The organism is Endozoicomonas sp. Mp262, assembly GCF_025643335.1.
Classification (GTDB): domain Bacteria; phylum Pseudomonadota; class Gammaproteobacteria; order Pseudomonadales; family Endozoicomonadaceae; genus Endonucleibacter.
Window position 1 is genome coordinate 670,511 of record NZ_CP092489.1, and the last position, 20,852, is coordinate 691,362.

The following is a 20,852-nucleotide window of genomic DNA, read 5'->3' on the forward strand; positions in this document are numbered from 1 at the left end:
CAACTAAACACTGCCACCTTTCTCAGGGAATGGTATGACATTGCTTGTAGCAGCCTTGGTGACTTTCTCGCAATAAGTTGCAGCAAATAACTTCCAGCCATTTTCAAACCAGTGGCTCTGAACTAATGACCGAAGCGTCAATATGCCCTGACCACCCGGATTTCTCCAGCGCATACCTGAGCACTTCATCCGCTGGGTAACCAAGGTTTTACAGGCTGCCTCTACCACACCAGAGCCGATCGGAAGGTTATTCGACAAGTGTTCAGCATAGCGCATACGCTGGCGATTTTTTCTGAAATACTCCAGCTCGGTCTTTAATTTTGAGCGGCGCGGATGCTTTTTATGCTGATAAGCCAGGGCTTTAATAATGCGCTCAACCCCATCAAGTTCCTCTTTGAGGACGTGTCGGTAAGTGACAAACTTTTCTTTGGACTTGATGCTGTTTTCTCCATAAGCCTGGTCAAATGCTTTCTTCAGGTGATCGGCTGCGTGGTAGTAATCAATAACCTCAACACCCGCTGGTAGTTCCCGGGAAAGGTATGACCAGTTGTCCTTGGCGCCATCAGCGACTTTGACCAGTGACAGCTGTGGCTTTTGTCGCAACGCTTCTTGCAATAGTGCTGACAAAGACTGCTTGAGTGTGAGTTTTTTAGTTTCTGGCATTCGTCCTATGCGGACTGTTGATAAACGCTCCCCCTGTTGATCGTAAAACGACAAAGTTCCGCAACTGGCCTCCTTGCAACCTGTTGGCCCTTGAGTCCGTTTGCCTTCAGAAGCGCTCCTGGCTCGCTTTTCTACTCGTTTGCCATCTTTCATGGGCAGCATAACGCCATCCAGGGAGGCGGCTACTGTGACCGCATTGGTGGGCACGTTAAGTTTCTCAATAAGCATCTCTTCAAAAGGCTCACGGTGCTGTTCCCACTGAGTATTAAATTGCCTGGGGAAACGAGCAAGACTGCTTTCTGAGGGAGACATACCTCCCATGAGATCAAGGAGGCTTTTTGCTTCACCGGGAGACATTTGAGCAACAACCCAGGCAGCTTGCTTTGCAGCCCGAGGCGTCCAGAAGCCTTCCACGATCCCGGCTTTCAACTCCATGGGCACGATACACGGCTCTTTGCCGTTACGGTAAAGTGTTCGCATAACCCGGACTGAACCAACCGCTGTCTGGTAGGTTTTATAACTGCGCAACACCTGCTTATAAGTGATCCCGCTGACCTCAATAGCTGGGGTATCAATATCAAGCTCAGCCAGCGCCTCTGCTAAAAAATCTTGCTGAGCTTGATTAAAGAGAGCATTAACGGTCTGCTCAAACTCTTCAAAGTGCCTGATAGGATTGCCAGACTCTCGCAGAGCCTGCAATTGGTGGCCTAACCGTTGAATCGCATCACAAGAAATGGTGGCGGCTTCAGTCCGTAGCTGACATACTTCCATGGGGCGGCCTCTCACTGGCAAGGTGTTGTGTGCTATCAACATCATACCTGTGATTGGCTGCCTTCTGTTTAAGCATTGAAAAAATAGCTGCCTACTACTTTCCCCGGTTGGCAAGCTGAAGAAGCTCGGTCAATTTGAGACTTTCACCCTTAACATTTTTACCATTTTTTAGTGCACTGCTAAAAACAGGTCTATCAATCCCTCTGTTAGGCTTACCCGGAACATAACCGCCAGTATTTGCCGTTTCACCATCCCCCTCCCAATTGCCATCAGCTAGGTCAATAGGAATAGCTTTCGTTCCATTTAGCATTATAAACTTATTATTAGTAATTTTATTATTCAGCGCCGCCGGACTACCGTCGTAATTACCAATGACGACAGCAGCAAGATCATGCTTGAAGGTGTTATTAGCAACCTCGATGTTACCACTACTTGAAAGCCTGACGCTTCCTCCAGAAATCAGATTCTCCAGATTAATCACAAGCTTTTCCACCTTACCTAACGATGCTCCATCAATCGCAATGTTATTTTCATGCCCCAACTGAATATGATTACCGGTGATAGTTATTTTCCTGTTGTCACTGCTACCTTCACCGTTTTCGTTGAGATCGATGCCGGTAAAGTGATCTTTAATATTTTCGTTTATTGCATTCCTGATGATATCGACACTTCCTGCAACCTGAATGGCACTTTTATACAGGCCAATAAACTTGTTTTCTCTGATGGTAAATTGTTTATCATTCACCTTATAGCCAGAGAATGAAGTATCTGCCTTAATGCCGGTCGATAGCCAACTATTTGCTTCACCTAGCCCACCAAAATAATTGTACTGTATGACAGGCGCTCCGATACCTGTAACATTAATACCAAGGCTTTCTTTTCCCATGAAACCAACATATTGTACTGTTTGAGACTCCCCCGCCAACGTTACGATGGGCTTACCCGCCGCGTTAAAAACAAGCTTCAAGTCAGGTCGCTCCGCCTTGCCACCATTAGTCAAACTTTCATCATTCCCTTTAGGGCCTGAGTTTGACGAAGAGTCTATTAGTGGCTCACCTTCGGTAGGCTTAAATGGTGCATTGGCTAAAGCTTTACCATCAATTTTAGCATTTAATCGCTTTAACTCTGGTAAAGCTGTTGTTAAAGGAATAGTCCAGAACCCATTGCCTGTAATGTTTACTGCGGGCACAAACAGCATCTTACCCGATCCGGCTCCAGCGTTGGCATTAATGATAAACTGCCGCAAACTTCCCTGACCACTGTCGTTAGAATTGGTAACCACATCATAACTAAAGCCAAAATCAAGGTTATTGATTTGCTTTTCTGGCAGTCCGTCTTTAATTCCTTCCAGCGTCACATTAATAACATGCTTGGCTTCAGATAAGTCAACTGGAGAACCAACCTGGCTTTCAATTAACGCAACTGTCATATTGCCTTTCTTACCGCCAAAACAATAGCTGGACTTTGTGGGTGTTGCATGATTGTAGTCATTATTTTTCGGATCATGAATACATATACCGCCGGGTCCACTCCACGACTGTTCGGGTAGCTTACCATCCTTACCAAGACTGCTTGCCTGGACAGCAATCTTAAAGTTTTTTTCTGTTCCTTCTTCTGCTACAGCATCTGTTCCCGCTTCTGTTTCTGTTTTTGCTTCTTTTACAGATACCGGAAAGCTATAAGCACCATCCTGACTGGTCGTGGTTGTCGCGCGTACTTTCATTCCGCCACTCTTCTCTTGACTGACCAGGACAAGCTCAACAGAATCCATACCTTCACTATTCTGCGGTGTAGTCCACGAAAGCTTTTTATTCCCTTCGTCAGTAGTAATGGTTTTTTGCTCAAACACCCGGCCACTCAAAAACACCGTTCTCATATGAGCGATATTATCGAAGTCTTCATTACTGTAGCCTGATGGAGGTACCAGTTCTGCAACCAGTTCACCATCTTTTTTAACGCCACTCATCGTGGCTGTAAGTTTAACTGTTGCCGTTGCTCCCACAGGCAAGTCAAACACAGGCTTGCCATTCTTAATTTCGCATGAGCCACCAGCAGTTTGCTCTACACAGGTATATACCGGCGGCTTTTCTTCCAAAAACTCAGGTACGGTTAACCGCAAGGTTGCACCATTAACCCCACTTTTATTCCCCAGATTGCTGACTTGCAGCACATAACGTACTTTTTGCTGCTCTTCCTTCATGTCCCTTTTGTCTTTAGAGTATTCAGTTGCTCCCACCTGCTCGAGCTGTAGTTGAACAGGCCGCCTGACCCTGACGTTCCTGATTTCATGGCGGGCAAAGTTAGCACCGGTTGAAGCAGCAAAACCGAGCTGCAAGTTTTCTGGCAACTTTTGTTCAATCGTACCTATTACTTCTGTACGGTCTTTTTCAAGCCGGGCTGTAACCTCATAGCTATCATAAGATCCATTCTTTTTCGGAACAATTTTTATGATTGCTTTTTGTACACGCCTGTCCGCATCACGGGTAGCAATTCCCTCATTCAATTGTTTGCCGCTGATATATTTATAATTCTGAGACTGGGAACCCCGAATCACTATTGAGTCCTTAGTGAACTTTGCCCCTGTTTCTTCAGCTCCGGCATTCTTGGTACTAAAATTACCATAGCTATCGAAACCTACCCCCAGATACCCGCCTCTTAAACCACATTCACGGCGGTTTTTATGCGTACTACCACAATTAGCGTTTTGCTGCCCCCAGCCATACCCCAAAGCACCACCGTACTGCCCCAGTTTAAAGCCACGCGCCTTGACAATATCAGCATCAAACAAAAAAACACTGAAGCCGTCCGCTGGCTGATCGCCGGCAGTACATTTTTCTGTCCTTCTATTAATTTTTCTCTTCTGGCACCCTCTGCTTGCTGCAAACTCAAATTCAATAATCAAACCATCTTGATTGGAAAATGGTGTTTTGTAATATGTATACCCTCTCTGATTCTGACGTGCTTCTGTTAATACAAACCAGCCATGTTCACTTTGTCCCGAGGAAACCCAGTCACCTCCTTCCGGAATAGTGGCGTTAATAAAGTCTTTTTTTTCTATCTTAACTTCAGCGCTTTGGGAGTAAGCATAAGAAGAATAAAAACCAGCAGCCAGCACTCCAAAAAAAAGGAAGTATGCATTAGTTTTCAGCACAAGCCAGCATGAGGAGCGTACCCAAAGAAGTAGAGGGATAAGCAAGTTCATGCTCACTCCCACTCTCTGCGTGGGAATGAGGACTTTTTGACTTACAACACCCAAGCCAAAAAGGTTCCCACACAGAGCATGGGAACCAGCAAATGCAGTAAAAGCAGATTGACCATGCAACCCCAAGGCTACCCGTATTTTTTGGCTTCCTGCCAGCGTATAAGAATGTACAAGCAAGCCCAGTTTCTGAAACAGCAGGAAAAAAGACAAAAGGTGGTGAAATAATGGCTTCATAAAATACTAGCTACTGAATCTGGATACCGAAATACAGGGAAACGGATGCACCGGGAGAGAGTTCTGACCATTCTGCTTTTATGATTCGGCCATCGTCGTCATAAAGTTTGCTGCTGACATTGTCAGTCTTTGGCAACCCATACTTTTTTACAAATACAGTAAAGTTCGGTGCTGCATCATGGATCACCACATGACTAACCGTCTCTGCTCCCCGGTTAGTGGCTGTGAGTTTGTACACCACGCAATGTCCTGGCTTCACGGGAAATTGCGTTGTTATAAACTGCCTACCTTTCAGAGGATCACTTTTACAATCCCATGCTGCCTGTTTTTTTATGATGACTACATTGGTGTTATTGACAGTAGCGGTATCAGTGACGATAAGCTCATTTACTCCATTATCATCTACCCAAGACGCTTTCACTTCAGTGATATTTTTTGCGCCCTGCATGGCGTTTGCCGGGGCAAAGACTTTTACTATGAGGATTGTTGTTTTTCCGGGATCAACAGCAAGCGAGGTTCCAGACTGAATTATCTCATCACTGCTCAATAGATCAGCACTGCCATCGATATTGTCTTTTTCACTAGCTTGTTCTCTCCTATAAACAACAGATTGCCAACCTTTGCCTTCAGAAGAATCAGACCACGATAGAGTAATATCCGTAATATTTGTATTACCTGTGTTGGTCAGCCGATGAGCAAAGGTGATAAAACTGCCGGGCATTACCTGACCTTCACCGTTGGGTTCCAGTGTAAGCCCTGAGTTTTTTACTACCTCAACGGACAGTGGAAGAGTGTCTTCGGCTCCGGTTACTGGTGATAACGCTTTAATCGTAAACTTATATTCGTCAGGTGTTATGCCAACCGGCACCGAGACCTTCAGTTTCAGTTCCTTATAACTTTTCTTATCTTTACCTTTGCCATCTGCTGCGATAACCCCGGTATTAGCCAGAGGGACATTACTCTCGGCATCATAAAATGTCAGGTTGAAGCCATCGGGCAGGGCTTTACCGGTAAAGCTCAGGTTGTAGCTATCTGCGACTCCACCTGTATTATTGACAAAAACCTTGTCAATAATGACAGCTCCATCCGCCTGTATGATAGCTGGCTTTGCTTCAGGGTCTGTATCACTCCCCAAACCCGTAGCGTTTTTATCGGTTTGCAAGGCGCTGCCCAGCGTTAAATCCACTGAGGCACGGTTATCACTGATAAACGGCAGCTTGTTTACCACCTCGTCTGTAACCGCAGAGTTGCCTTTCACTTCTGCTTTCAGTTTGGCTTCGTAGCCTTTTTTATCGCTCTTAATTTCTATGTTTTCAGGCAGTTTTACCTTCAGGAGAATCTTTTTAAATTCACCGGGGCTGAGATCATCCACGGTTATCTTGAGTTGTTCGTTCTTTTCTCCTTTCATAATGGGTGCCGTATCCGCACCCTTTTCCGACTTACGCCAAAATAAGGTACCGCCTGGGAAATCGCTATCTGCTGTGTCGAAAGAAACCGTATAACTGGTTATTTCTGTCCCTGTGTTCCACAGGTAATTGATAAACGTCAGTTCACTTCCAGGCTTGGCTATAGCACCTTCTTTTGGCGCTACCGGTTCACCCAGGTCTTTAGCGGAACTATACCGGCTGCCGTTGATGGTGACGCCTAAACCGTTAATAAACAAAGGCACTCGGTTAGTGGTCTGTTTCGGCCTGAGCTTGCCCCATAATTTGTCTTTATCCAGCCAAACTTTATGCTGATAAGTTGCTTGATTGAATACTGTTTGACCACTGAAGTTATTTTGAATCTTCACCTTGAATCGAATAACCCCATCACTTTCAGGAGAGTCTACACCATGGGTCAAAGTCAGCTTAATCTCTCGCCGATCATCACTAATAGAATGCTTGATATTCTCTTTCTGATCCTCTGCGAGGTCTTTGATATGGACGCATTTTTTTTCATCAGCATCACATATCTCTGCACTCTCGAAAGATTCCAATTGCATAGCGAGAGGCAGAACATCAGTAATGACTAGCTCTGTTTTCTTCTTTTTTTTGTTATTAAGACGCTGGTAACGGAAAGAGATCAAGACATCTTCATCTGCCCTAGCCTCTATTTTATCCATTCCTTTGGTAACTCTATACATAACGCCCCTGAACACCTTGAGCGTATCCGTGTTCGTGACAATGTATTTTTTTGAGTCTTTTTGAACAGAAGCTTCTACGACCAGTGTTCGGTCTCCGGTTTTATCTGGTGCCTTGCCATTCACCAGAAAATAAAATGCTTCTCCAGCGGCTAATGAAACAGTATCACTAACTTCACTTTCATTATTAATCTGCCCATCATGGTTATCATCCCTATAGATCCTTACTTCCTGAGAGCCACCCTTTTCAGGAACAGATAATTTATATTTTGCTGCAACATTACCGGTATTAGTGAGCACATGCGGAAACACAAAGTCACCGCCAGGTGCTGCATACCTTGTCTGATCCTGTTGAAGGTCAATACCGGGCACAGCCTGAATCAACGTCTGCACTTCATTAGACGTCGCCTGCTGTCGTTCACCATATAAATCAAGAAAGGTCGCCTGCGCCTGACTGCGAATAATAGTACCCGCCGGTGTTACACCATAACTATTGCCCGCCATAAAAAGCACCAGCAGTATAAAAAACACCTGCCATATCCATTCCCACGCAGAGCGTGGGAACGAGACTATACATTTCCACGCTTCGTGTGGAAATGTGGAGGGATCTCTGTGTCTCTGTGGTGAAAAAGCCGCTATCGACATTATGTAGCGTCCTCTTCATCAGCCTGTTCTTTTGCGACACTGGTTGTTTCAGCGCTATCACTATAGGGCTGCTCAAGGGAAACCGGGCGGCCATGGGCGTCCACCAGCAGCATTTCTACACGACGGTTGGTTTGTTCATCCTGGCCTTCGGCGGGCGGTATTAATAGCAGCTCTTTACCCAGACCGACCTGATCAATGCGCTCTCTGGAGATTCCGTTACTTATAAGCCAGCCGGAAACAAACAGCGCCCGTCGTTCAGAAAGAGGGAGGTTAAAGCGCTGGGAGGCAACGCTGTCTGCAAAACCACGGAGTATCACCCGGTAGTCCGGGTTTTTATTCAACAGCGCCAGATTTTCCCTGAGCTTTAACGCTTCTTCTGCTGTTACTTCAGACTGGTTATAGGGAAAGAACACGGCATTATGCCAGGGCATTCCGGGGGGGACTTCGGCCTGCACCACAGGGCATACCCGGCTGTCATAGCGGGCATACAATTCCTCAGTACTCACACAACCGGTAAGCCCTGCTGAAAGCAATATAAAAATCGATATAAATGGCATCAATCGGTAGCGGTGGATCATGAGGCAAACCAGTCAAAAATGGATTCATCAAACTTGAACTGCAGGCTGAGATGAATGCCTTCAGCATTATATTCTTCGCTGTCCAGATCTTTATCCGAGAAGCCCACAAGGTTGTAGTAAGCCCCTACGCGCAGATTGCGCACAACCAGATAATACGCACCCACACCCGCAGACCAGCGCAGGCTGTCAGTGCCGTCTACTGCCAGCAACCCGGCACGAATATCGAGATCCCAGCGGCGATTCAGGTCCCAGGTCAGGCGGGCATCGGTCACCCAGACCTGGCTGTCATAGCGATAGTTTTCCAGTGCGGTACTGACCCACTTGCTGCCAATACGGCCAGACAGTGTCAGGTCACTGGTGAACTGTCGGTTCTGGTGGGTGGAGATCAGGTGTACGGTGCGGTTATCGGCTATGTTCTGGCCCCGCTCTTCTTTCCACTGGTAAAGGTATAAGCCGTGCTGGCGATTATTCAGCCTTGGGCGACGGGCCATGCCGATGGTCATGGCATGTTTTTGTGTTTTGGCTTTATCGTCTGCTTTTGGCAGCTCAAGGCGGTACTCTTCCCTTAGCAGGGCGCTCCAGTCCAGGCTGAGCCGCCTGGCAATGGCTGTGTCCAGCCCGTAATAATTTTGTTTGGCTCCGTGACGGTATTCAATACGCCCGTTGGCTCGCTGGTTTTTATAACGCTTGTCCTGAAAGCCCATGGAAATCGCCAGGCCATCGTTGCCATTATCGCCATGCACGGTGTTGATCCATTCGACACTGGGGGTAATGGAAAACCCTTTAACGAGATCGAGTCGGGTTTCAGCACCATTGACCCATTCAAGGTTGTCGCCGTCAGTGGCTCCCCGCATCCGGTATTCGGTATAGGTTTTGGTATTGGGCAACCAGTCGCTTTTCAGGCCAATGGAGAATTCGTTTTTATCGCCGGAAGCCGAGCCGGGGCTAAGGTTTTCATCCCGTTCATAACGTCCGTACAAACTAACCTTGTCGTGCACTTTCCAGTTACTTTCCAGTGCTGCCCGTGTACGGTCATTGGTTAGTGCCTGCTCGTATTCGGCTTTGATGGATGCATCTTTCCCCAGCACTTTAAACTGCTTTTCGACACCGGCTTCAGCAGTCATATAATCTTCTTTATCATCGGTGCTGCGCTGTTGTATGTAACGACTGCCCGCCGTGACTTTCCAGCCATTACCAATGTTCTGGTCAATATAGGCACCAATGCTATCGCCCTGGGCACTGGCCTCATCCTTCAGGGAACGGCTGGTTTCTGCCTCCGCCCGCAGGGTTGTGCTTTTACCAACTTGCTGCTTGTGTTGCAGGCGGGTTTCTTCACGGCCTTCTGATACACCACCGGCACTGTTCCTGAAGCCCGGCTGTGCCTTAGCCCAGGTCAGTTCAGATTCAGCGGTATTGCCCCACTTATGCTTGACCTTGATGCGGCTGGCATTGCCTGAATAACTTTTACTGATATCACTGTTATCCTTATCTGGCTCCTCCCCATTCATAGCCGCCACAGAGACAGCAATTGTGGTCTTGTCAGACGGTTTAACTTCAACCCAGGCTCCACCGATTTCACTGCCTTCAGTATTATGACCGTTATGGGTGTAGCTACCACCTACAGTTATTTTATCGTTTACTTTATGCTCGATACGTCCACCGGCTACCGTATAAGCCTCGCCATCCCCATCAATATCGTAACTGGCACGAATTTGCTGCAGATTACCCTCCTCATCCTTACGGTGGATCGGGGAGGTAAACTTCAGGTAACCGCTGAACTCATCCACGGTATAGTCCGTGCCCCGGCTCAGGTTTTTTGTTTTCAGGACAATGCCATCTTTACGGTCCAGGGTTTCCAGCACCAGCGCCTCACTGTTACGAACAATGGGTGCCCTTTCCAGCCGGTAATGCATGGCGGTGCCGTTGGGTGCAATAATTTCGGAGTGATGATTATCTTCCGGCCTGGCGGCAAACCCCTGCACACGGGTCTTGCCGTTATCATAAATGCCATTGACACCGGTCAGGCTGCGCTGGGTTCGGGCCAGGTCGTTGTCGGAGCCATTACTGTCCGTCTGGTAATCCCCCCACATAACACTGCTGCGGCCTTTTTCGACTTTTGCGTAGAGTTTGCTGCGGCTTTGCGCTTCATAACCTTTCTGGCTGGCATCACCGGTGATGGGGTAATAGTCATCGGGATCGACATCACGGAAGAGTTCCGTATCCTTATTTTTCTTGCTGTCGTAAGACAGGGTTAACTGGGTATCTTTAGCAATTTCACCCTTGATGAATCCGGCGGCACGGCTATTTGTGGTTGTACCATCGGATATTTCATCCAGCGCCGGTACGGAACCGGAAATATGTCCATAACTGGCATTGATATCGATAATACCTGCGGCTACCAGCGGGCGGGGCGCTGCTATCTGGGTAATTTTCGTATCGGCTTTTAATGCGCCTGTGGAGGCTTGCAATTTCACCGGGCCGGATGTGCCACCGGAGCGCAGGTGAACAGTAAGCTCACCATTATCAACCCGCACCTGATGCCCCGGCTCCTGATCCTGAATATCCGGCTCCTGCCAGTGCCCGGCAGTGGTTTCAAGGGTGACAAAATAAACACCACTGGCGGGCAGGCCATTGTTATCCAGCACCCTGATGGTGACCGGCAACAGGCTGCGGCCTTCATCCGCAGGCAGGGTGTCTTGCGCTGGCTTGATCTCTATATTTGTCGCTGAGCCGGACTGGATAAACACCCCTTCAGCCATGATTCGTTCATTGCCAAAGAAATCCGTTGCCTTAATCTCTACCTTGTTCTCACCATCTTTCAGGCTGACACCGTACCAGGCCAGCAGTTGTGACTGCGCCTGATTGTTCAGCAGCTGTTCTCCCAGCCGGTCATGGCTGACTGCCTCGCCATTGACGTATAAAACAGGTTCCACACCGGCTCGTACCACGGCCATAAAACGCCCGTCGGCACGCTGGCTTTCAGGCCATAGCCAGGTACCTTTTACTCCCTGTTCACGGGTAATGTTTTTAACCGCTTCTTTTGCGGCAGGCATGGATTTTTTTGCCGGTTGCTGGCTGGCGGCTGCGCTTGGCTGATTCTGCAGATGGTCTTTTTTATCACTGGTGCTATCAGTGCCAGACTGTTTTGGCGAACGGATAACACCGTTGGACAAATCACCATTATTATCGGCTTTTTCTGTTGGCTTGCTGCGGTTGTACTGTGCCGCATCATCCAGCAGCCAGTCACCGTTAATACTTTGGTTACGGGCTTTTATCTGGGCAACAATGGATTTGTAGTTTTCAGCAGGGCAACTGGCAGCAAAGTCTGCCCGGTGCATCTCACCATTGGCCAGGTCAACAAAACGGCTGTCACCATCGGCTGCATTGCGGTTATCAACAGGCTTGAGTTCCAGCCCATCAGGCAAGGTCACCGGATCAACCTTGATCACATGATTACCGGGGTTTAACCCCATCAGGCTGTACTGACCGTTTTCATCGGTAATGACCCAGGTGCCGTCTTCCATATAAAGACGCACACCACCAACCGGCCATTCACCTTCATCCTGAATATTGTTGCAGTTGGCATCCACATAAACCTTACCGAACAGAATGGCCTTGCCAGACAGCACTCCGTCCATCTCAACAGCAACCCGTGCGCGGGCTACGTTGGAAATCACATTGCCGTCTTTTTTGACTGTTGCCCGGTTAATACCATCACTGTCTATTGAACCGGCTCCTGCTTTCAGCACATAGGTAACGGTCATGGTCTTGTCAGCAAGCAGGGGCTTTTGCGGTTTGATAATCAGGGTGCGGCCCTGTTCGAGGGTAAAGGGAATGTCCTCACCATCCATCGTTATTTTCAGGCTGTTCTTGCCATACTTGAAGCCAAAGGGCAGGTCGTCATAAATAGCCAGCCCGCTGATATCCTGACCGGCATTGTTTTTCAGGGTCAGCTCATACCCCACCACGCCACCGGGAGCCACTGTTTTCTGTTTAGCTTCTTTAGTGAGCACAATGGCACCAGGCAGATCGACATTGACCGTGGCACTTCTCTCCCCCGAAACCAGCAACTCCCCTGCCGAATTTTTAGCGGTGGCCTGAGCCCGGTTGGTTGCCTGCTGTTTTTTTAGTCCTGCCCTTAGCTGATATCTGAGCTTGAGAATGGCTCTCGCTGGGATTTCCAGCCATTGCGGTTGCTGATTGGTGACAAATGTCATCCTGTGGCGGGTATTACCCTGACTTCCCTGTTGCTCGATAATATCCGGAGTCAGGCTGGTTCGGTCATTCTGCCCCTGGGTTTCCATATGCGCTGTATTTTCTTGATAGGCAAAGTCTTCAGGCATCAGGTCTTTCAGCTTTACATTATAGAAAGGGCCATCGGTATTATTTTTGATGGTGATTTCGTAATCGACGTTATCACCGGGCTTAACATTCTGCTGCAATGCCTTTTTCTCAATTTGCAGCTCATCACCGCTAGTCAAGGGGTCCAGGGGGATATCAAAGCTTTCCATTTCGGTTCTGTCATCGTAATGGAATGCCCCTGCCGGTTTTGCGAAGTGGCGGGCTGCGGGAGCAAACCGGCGCGGCTGCACAGGCATGGCATCGGGCAGTGAGGCAGGTTTCGCTGCAAAGAAAGTACTTGCCGGTTGTGCAAAGTGGTGTGTTGCCGGGGCAATCAGGTGGGGCTCCACAGGCCTGGCGTGGGGCAATATCACAGGTTTTGCTACAAAGAATGGTTTACCTTCCTTGCCAAACGAAGGTGCCTTGACCTTCAGGCCGGTGTAGTCCTCCGGACGGGTCACTGAGGGAAAACGATATTGTTTATCTTTCGGACTATCAACCACAATGTAATATTCCCCTTCCTGCATTCGGGGGAAGAAAAACCGGCCATCTTTTTTGGTTTCCTGTGGCTGGATCAAATCCACCGGACGTTGCCTGCCAACAAGATGGGCTGGCAATTTGGCCGGGTGGTCATCAATATCATAGAAATGCACGACGGCACCGGCTACGGGAGCCAATGTCGTGCTGTCAAAAATAAGACCGTTGGGGCTGACATCAGCGGTATCCTGATAAAGATTACCGGTACGCTCATTAACGACTTCTGCTTTTAACTGGTCACCGGCCACGGAGCCGAGATAGCAGTTTGGAGCTGGTTTCTGATAGTCAGGGATATCATCAGCTGTAGTACACAATTTGCCAAACCCGACAGTGGTCTTGTTCAATCGAAGAGGGGAAACACTGTAGAACCGGCCATTATTGGCGGTACTCTGGCGCAGGCGCACCCACACACTGTCGCCGGTTTTGCCCGAGGTTACCTTTACATCAACAAAATCAACTGTTTCAGCAGAGGTATTGAAGTTCTTGACCCGCAGGCTCAGGTAAATATCTTCAAAAACCGATGCACCTCCACTGATCTGATCCGGTTTGAAGTAATGTTTGGAATCCCGGTACTGGCCATCAAAAACCGGCGTGGTGATACGGTCTGCCGGTTCAACAAACCGCAGGGCTTCAACATCGCCCTCCTGGAACTCACCAGCACGGATGATATCAACGGTTTCATTACTGACAAAGGTCAGGGAGCCATCCCCTTCCAGGTCAATTCCTGCCTGGTTGCGGACCAGGGTTCCTTTCTGTACACCGTGATCCAGCTTGACATTAAACGAGAGATGGCCGGATTGCCCCGGTACAAAATGTTCCTGGGGCAGGATCAACCCGATACGGGTTGGCTTTTGTTTATCTGCCTGCCAGTTGCGGTAGCTGATCCACTGGCTATCAATATACACGACAGGCTTTGCCTGAATGGGACTGAAGTCTATAGCATCAATCTCAGGTGCAACCAGCGCGGTGTTAGCCGGTACCGGATCTTCCAGAAAAATAGCCTGCTCCGGCTGGCCATCTACCGTCATTAAGCGGGTCGCCATGGGTGTGTCGCCATTATTGGTGAAGCGGATATCGTAATGAATATCACCCCTGGTAGTGGGCGCATGACCAATAAATACCTGACTCTTTTTTCTTAACAGGGCTGACTGGTGGCTGACGGTAATATGATCAAGGTTACTGTCCTTAATCTGGCTATTACCCTGTGACAATGCAGACAGCTCCAGTGAAACCTTATCCCCGCCACGGGCGAGGCTGGACATGGTGCCCATCACAATCAGCGGAATTTCTTCACCGGGCTGCAATACCGGGGTTTCGGTAATGGTGGCAGTGTTTTGGTGGGGCAGGTCACCCTGATATAAATAAATACCGTTGATGGTCAGTAACTTGTCCGCCGGGCAGTTTTCGTTTGGATGGCAATGACCCGAAAAACTGCGACTACTGACCTTATAGCGGTCAGCCGTATTACTACGGTTTTGCAGGTGATGAATAAAAAAGACCGTTTGCCCAGGAGCCACGGTGTTGGCCTGATTCTGGAACAGTTTCAACCCATATACCGGAGCCACAATCACTGAGGATTGATTCGACAGCACTGTAATAGACTCACCATTGCGGGTATCAAAATAAGCCGCCTCAGACTGGCCAATAATCAGCGTGCCTGCCGGTGTCGCTGCGTTTACACCGACAGCCAGCAGCATCAGCCAAAAGCTGAGTGCTAATCGGAAACTGATTGTTAATGGCTTGGTCTGGCGGCTCATACAGCTCTCAGGCTTCTGGACAGATAGTGATTATTTCTTAATCAGGCTTCCGTTGCGCTCTTTTTAACGACGATTGTCGTTGTGTGATCAACGAATACCGTTTAGTCGTTACGAAAAAGCACAAGGGAAGCCCGCCGCTGCCCCGAAGGGCAACAGAAGGCTTCAGTGGTTTTTGGGTTAGTTCACCTTGACGGTGAAGCGGACTTCGACGGATTGGCCGGGTTGGAGAGTGCCGCCTTCTTCTGCGGTAAAGTCTATTTCTTTACCTTCCTTAGTTTTTTCTTTATCTCCGATACCAAATAATATCTTCCCACCAGTGGTATCTTCGCTGACTTTACCTTTACCTGGTTCAACATAACCTGAGCCTTCTACCAAGGTTGTAAATGCCGGAGCTGCATCACGGATAGTTACCTGCTTGGCTGGGGCGTCGCCCTGGTTTGTAGCTATAATCTGCCAAACCACACAGTCTTCTCCGGGTACAACTTTTCCAGCATCCTTTTCAAAGGCCAAAGTACCGATAGCCTGTGCTTTTATATCACTCCACTTAACATCTGCGTTATCAGATGTTTTGCACATACCTTTTAGTATTGCTGCTTGCTTGTAAAGGCGAATCTGGCCTTTGATTACGGTAGTTGAGTCAGATGCTTCAACAGTTAACGTTTTTTCATCCAATACATATTCACCAGTCAACTTCAGTAATTGAGTTGAACCCGGTGTGGCATTAGCCGGTGACATCACTTTAACTTTAAAACGCTTTACGTCACCTGCCGCTAACTCGGTCGGAGGCAGCGTTGTTACACCATTTTCAACCAGATTTTTTCCATCCTTATCAAATTCAAAGATCAAATAGCTCCAGTCAGAAGGCAAACCACTTCCAGCCAGATCAGTAACAGTGATCTTTTTATTACTCAGGTTACGAAGCTCATGCTCATAATAAACAGAGCCACCTGCTTCAACCTGATTGCTACCATTAGGCGTCAGAGTGACTGCACCTGTTTTAGTGACCGTAAAATGAACTTCTAAGGTATCCTTTACCTTATCGCTCAATTTATCACTTAGCCTGAATACCAGCTTATATAACCCCGCTTCTCTGTCAGCTAAAGCTACTGGCACAGCAACATTAGCAACGACTTTCATGTAGTTGCCACTAATGAGGGATGGAGTTGTATCCGAAAGTTTCTGATCAAGATTCAGCTCATCGAGATTGGTTTTCGAGTCTGCTTTATTAAACACACCTTTATTGATAAAAGTAACTGGCCATAAAGCACCAACATCCTTACTTTGATCCGGTCTTGCTAACTCTGTAGTCAGTTCAAAACTGGTTGCTTTGGAAGCTGATTTGTTAGCAACATACAAACCGAACTTGATATAACGCTGACCGGAGGCATCGGCGTAAGTCTCCTCAAGCACAGGTATTTGGGAGTGAACTTTGCCACTGCCAAACAAATCAGGAATATTGATAGCACTAGCACCACCACTCCATTTAGCTGTGGAGGATTCTTCGATCCATGCGGCCAGTTCACCCTCAACTGAGCTATTTACCTCTTTTATACTGCCGATTATAAGATGAATTTTATCATTGACACGATTGTCACCGACTGATACGGCATTCAGGGCAACCTTACTATTTTTTAGCCCTAGAAATTTATCATCTTGAGGTATATGAGCCCTGATAATAATTTCAAGCTTTTCACCTTTCGCAATACTTGCTGTAACAGGCTTCAACCCCTTATCGGTAGAGTATTTTCCTAGCTCAATAGAACCTGTTTTATCCAAATATGTAAAACTTGTACCTTTGGGGAAAGTTGAACCCGCTTCATCTGCCATTAAAGTATAGCGATCGTAGCCATTGCCGCTGTTTGTCACAAAGGCATGAAAATCTGCTGTGCCTCCAAGACTTACCTCACCGACAGTACTTGTTTTTAGCTTTTCCCCCTCATCCTCATCATGACCCAATAGTTCTAAAGCATAAAACTGAGGTAATACTGTAGTTTCTTCGTTAGAGGCAACAATTGTTGGACTCTTATCATTCTCTAGCTTGATAGCTGCATAAGCTCTGTTCTTTAGTAGCTGCTCGCCGTTAAGCTTGAAATTTTTTGGATCAGCTTTATACCCCACAGTAAAAGTCAAAGAAACAGTGGCGCCAGGGGCCAAAGTATTAATTTTGGCATCGAGAATATGAGTGTAGTCATAACTGGGTTTTTCACCACTATTGACAAGCCGCTCAAACTCCACTTTATCCTTGAATAATTTTTGAATCGTTAAGCGGGGATCAGGACTATCTACAGCAATAGATTTTACACTTTCAACATCTAACAGATCAGAGAAAGAATCATAAATATGGCTATCCATCTGCTCAGTAATTGCAGTACCGTTGTTCTTTACAGTAATGCGATATTGAATTGAGCCAGGATTAATAGAAGCGATTTGGGCATCTTCAATCTTGGCTTCGGCAGGCTTGTGTTCAAGTGCTTCTTTAGTCACCACAAGAACGGGTCTGCCACTAACAATATTGAGTGTATCGCTATTACGCAGCTTTATACCTTGGCTAGATTGGGCAGAAACAACAACGTTAAAAGAATCACCATTTTCAGCAGAAGAAGGTACTGGTACTGCAACCACAATATTAGCAATAGCCCCTGCTTCTACTGTAAGCTTATCAATAATACGCTCACCATCATCCGGCTGACCATTACCATTAACATCGTGGTAAATCTCAGGCTTAATTTTAATTTCTTTGTCAAAGAATTCAGCGCCCAAGCTACTGAATACTTCCGTGGTATTACCTTTGTTGATCAACTGGTGCGGGAAGTAGACAATTTGACCACGGGTACCTATTTTAGTCTGGTCATTTTGCAAATCCGGAGCATAAACCTCAGCCACCGTCACCACAGACTCATTCGACTGTGCCGTGAACTTATTACCCAGCGTATCCTGATACGTCACCGTCGCCAGGTTTTTAATCGGTGTACCCGCAGGCGTCAGCCCCGCCTGAGCCGTCATAGCCCCGCATAGCATACCCAGCAACAGCAGGGCGTAGGCCCATACCGGGAAAAGTTGTCGTTGGAATCCCCTAACCATTTATTTCTCTATCCTCACTGGGTAAGTTGTGTCGTACAAAAACTGCTTTTTAAATATTCATCTCGTTCCCACGGTCCTCTGTGGGAATGCATACCGGGACTGCCTTGCGCTCCCGCGCGGGAGCATGGGAGCAAGATAAGACCACGCACCGTTCGCACTGAGCCTGTCGAAGTGAGCCTGTCGACGTGCGGAGACTCTATCCTTCGACAAGCTCAGGATGAACGGGGTGTATACCTATCAGTGTCGGGCTGCAGTAGTGCCTTACGCTCCCACGCAGGAGCGTGGGAGCGAGTGCTTTCCTCTGTGTCTTTGTGCCTTTGTGGTTTTCAAAATACCTTTTCGGCACCCTCTCATCCGCGGGCATGTATACGTGTATTTCATACCAATCTGTTTTCCACAGACACAGACAACCTTTGACGTCTTTACCCAGAGGTCAGCCAGGCTGTGCCAGAAAATCAGATTTTCTACTGTTAACGATTAACCATTAGCGATTAGTCATGAACAGCGAATGCCATCAGAGTACTTTCACCCGGTAGTGAAATGTTTGTACGGCACCGGGGCCGATATCATTTTTCTCCTGCCATCGCAGGTGGGTGTACTCGGATTCAGGAATGGTCACCTCTTTAAGCTTGCCGTCTTTGCCTTTACGCATGCGCTTGACCGGCTCGCTCTCCCAGTGTTTGCCACCGTCAATGCTGACCTGGAACTGACTGGCTACGGAGGTGTAAGCAGAATTTGGAAGGTAGTGAGTGTTCTGTGGAACAGGGACAGAAATATGTTGCACCGCAAGGGGCTTGTCTGCCTTGCTGGTGTAGGTAAGCTTGTATTCGAGGACATTGCCGGGTTCGGCAACCGTTGCAGGGTGGAGCGTCACTTTACCCTTGCTGGTTTCAACTTTATAGGCATCCATTCTGGAATCCAGCAAACTGGCACGGGCACCTGTTGTCCCAAGCACAGTAACTACTGCCAGAAGGATATTGACCAAGGACTTCGACCGCATAACCACTCCTCTCATATGTGCTTGATAACTTCTAAATCTACAATTTGCTCACTTCTGCAGATAGACATGAATTTATAATGAAAGGCCCGATTATCTCAGCAATAAAATAAACCTGCGCTTAATATGCCATTAATATATTTTTAATCCTCCAGTCATCAACCAGTTGATCGGTATCGCTTAGTGGCAACAGCTTAATGAGACACCACTCAGCATAAGCTTCAAACCTCTACTAATTAGCCTCCTGGTGACTCATCTCTCCTTCGTCACAAGTATTGCTTCAAAAGTGTCCAGTTTATGTCCCTGGAAAAGACACTGTTTATTCTGTAAATTAACTTCGTGAAACACATAAAGAGCAGTTGGTTATTAAGTGTTAGCATTACTTAACGTTACCGCTTGCACCAGGGGAAAACCAAACCAATGAGTCGGCCAGCAAAAGCAATAATTAACCTTGAAGCCCTGAGGCAAAACTACCTCCTGGCAAAAGAAATTTCTGAAGGGAAAGTCATTGCCATAGTTAAAGCCGATGCCTATAGCCACGGAGCCACGGTTTGTGCCCAGGCGCTGGCAGATATAGCAGATGCCTTTGCCGTTGCCTGTATTGAAGAAGCCCTTGAACTTCGGGAAGCAGGCATTAGCCAGCCGATTATCCTGTTGGAAGGTTTCTTCGATGCCGCCGAACTTCAGCTAATTGACCAATACCAGTTGGATACCGTTGTTCATCATGAAGGGCAAATACAAGCCATTGCCAAAGCCAGGCTAGCGCAGCCATTAAGGGTCTGGCTGAAAATGGATACCGGCATGAGCCGGGTGGGCTTTCTACCCGGGCAATACCATGATGTCTGGCAACAATTAAAAGCCCTTCCCCAGGTCAGTGATATTGTTCTGATGAGCCATCTGGCCTGTGCTGATGAACCCGATATCAGCCATACCATGCAACAACTGGAAACCTTTGAAGAATACACCCTCGGGCTACCTGGTGAAAAAAGCATTGCCAACTCAGCCGGACTCATTGCCTTTCCTAACGCCAGGGCGCAGTGGAGCCGACCAGGCCTGATGCTTTATGGCGTCTCACCTTTTCCTGAAAGCCACACCATCGAACAGCGTCTTACCCCTGTGATGGAGTTACACTCTGCCATTATCAGCATCAAAAATATTTCCCCGGGTAGCACCGTCGGCTATGGCAGCACCTGGATTGCTGAGCGTCCCACCCGTCTTGGTATTGTGGCAATGGGCTATGCAGACGGTTACCCCAGGCATGCAAAAAATGGTACACCGGTATTAGTCAATGGCCAGCGAGTCCCTTTGGTGGGTCGCGTCTCCATGGATATGCTAGCTGTAGATCTGACGGAGCTGAACGAGACGAGTATAGGGGATGACGTCATTCTTTGGGGAGCACAGCTCCCTATCTCTGAAATTGCCCGCTACGCAGATACCATACCTTATCAATTATTATGTAACCTTAACCGGGTTCCCATTGAGTACTTGCCAGCAAAAGCCACACAACCCGAGTTGCAAGAAACTGAGCCTGATAGTTAATAGCGACGAGTGTAGAGTGCATCTCATTTTTACCGCTCCCCAGTTTCTATTAAGGAAAACAGTACGGATATCATGATTAGTTTCTGCTGGTGTCAGTCAGTGGTGACTACCATCTTTTCAATAGCCCCCTGAGTTCATTGGAACCACTCCTTTTCTCTTCATTACGCTCATGCTCAATATCAATGGCTGAAGGTTCAGCTTTGTGTGCTGAAAATAAAGTTTCAGGACATTCGTCGTCTTTTTTTCCTTCTATCTGACAGGATACACTTTTGTCCCACATAGCACAGCCTCCCAGAATCAATAGCTGGCTAAACACCACTATATAAAACTTACGTGCAATCAAAACCTGTACATCCTGACAATATTTAAAACAGGCTAAGTGTAG

At 47.5% G+C, this 20,852-nt stretch carries 9 protein-coding genes; 1 reads left to right on the forward strand and 8 read right to left on the reverse strand.

Annotation, left to right across the window (positions count from 1 at the left end; genetic code table 11):
• Positions 1 to 3: 3 nt before the first annotated feature.
• The 7 genes from MJ595_RS02930 to MJ595_RS02960 form a co-directional block, all read right to left on the reverse strand.
• Complete coding sequence (locus MJ595_RS02930) at positions 4 to 1,479, reverse strand: hypothetical protein (protein ID WP_263078329.1); 1,476 nt, start codon at positions 1,477 to 1,479, stop codon at positions 4 to 6.
• Positions 1,480 to 1,528: 49 nt separating this feature from the next.
• Entirely contained in the window at positions 1,529 to 4,870 is a 3,342-nt protein-coding gene (locus MJ595_RS02935; RefSeq protein WP_263081041.1) for a hypothetical protein, read from the reverse strand.
• A gap of 10 nt (positions 4,871 to 4,880) precedes the next feature.
• Entirely contained in the window at positions 4,881 to 7,523 is a 2,643-nt protein-coding gene (locus MJ595_RS02940) for a hypothetical protein (protein ID WP_263081042.1), read from the reverse strand.
• A 113-nt stretch (positions 7,524 to 7,636) separates the two neighbouring features.
• Positions 7,637 to 8,143 carry an OmpA family protein gene (locus MJ595_RS02945; protein ID WP_263081043.1) on the reverse strand — a complete coding sequence of 169 codons (507 nt, stop codon included), beginning with the start codon at positions 8,141 to 8,143 and terminating at the stop codon, positions 7,637 to 7,639.
• A gap of 68 nt (positions 8,144 to 8,211) precedes the next feature.
• On the reverse strand, positions 8,212 to 14,850 hold the full coding sequence (locus tag MJ595_RS02950) for a hypothetical protein (RefSeq protein WP_263081044.1): 6,639 nt from the start codon (positions 14,848 to 14,850) through the stop codon (positions 8,212 to 8,214).
• A gap of 177 nt (positions 14,851 to 15,027) precedes the next feature.
• Entirely contained in the window at positions 15,028 to 17,931 is a 2,904-nt protein-coding gene (locus MJ595_RS02955; protein ID WP_263081045.1) for a hypothetical protein, read from the reverse strand.
• 514 nt (positions 17,932 to 18,445) lie between these two features.
• Complete coding sequence (locus MJ595_RS02960; RefSeq protein ID WP_263081046.1) at positions 18,446 to 18,931, reverse strand: hypothetical protein; 486 nt, start codon at positions 18,929 to 18,931, stop codon at positions 18,446 to 18,448.
• A 417-nt stretch (positions 18,932 to 19,348) separates the two neighbouring features.
• Here MJ595_RS02960 and alr point away from each other — a divergent pair, with 417 nt between their 5' ends.
• The gene (gene alr, locus MJ595_RS02965; RefSeq protein WP_263081047.1) at positions 19,349 to 20,467 is read left to right on the forward strand and encodes an alanine racemase; all 1,119 of its coding nucleotides are present in this window, start codon (positions 19,349 to 19,351) and stop codon (positions 20,465 to 20,467) included.
• Positions 20,468 to 20,573: 106 nt separating this feature from the next.
• On the opposite strand, the gene MJ595_RS02970 is transcribed toward alr, so the two are convergent.
• A complete protein-coding gene (locus MJ595_RS02970; protein ID WP_263081048.1) occupies positions 20,574 to 20,810 on the reverse strand; it encodes a hypothetical protein in 237 nt (78 codons plus the stop codon).
• Between the last annotated feature and the right edge of the window lie 42 nt (positions 20,811 to 20,852).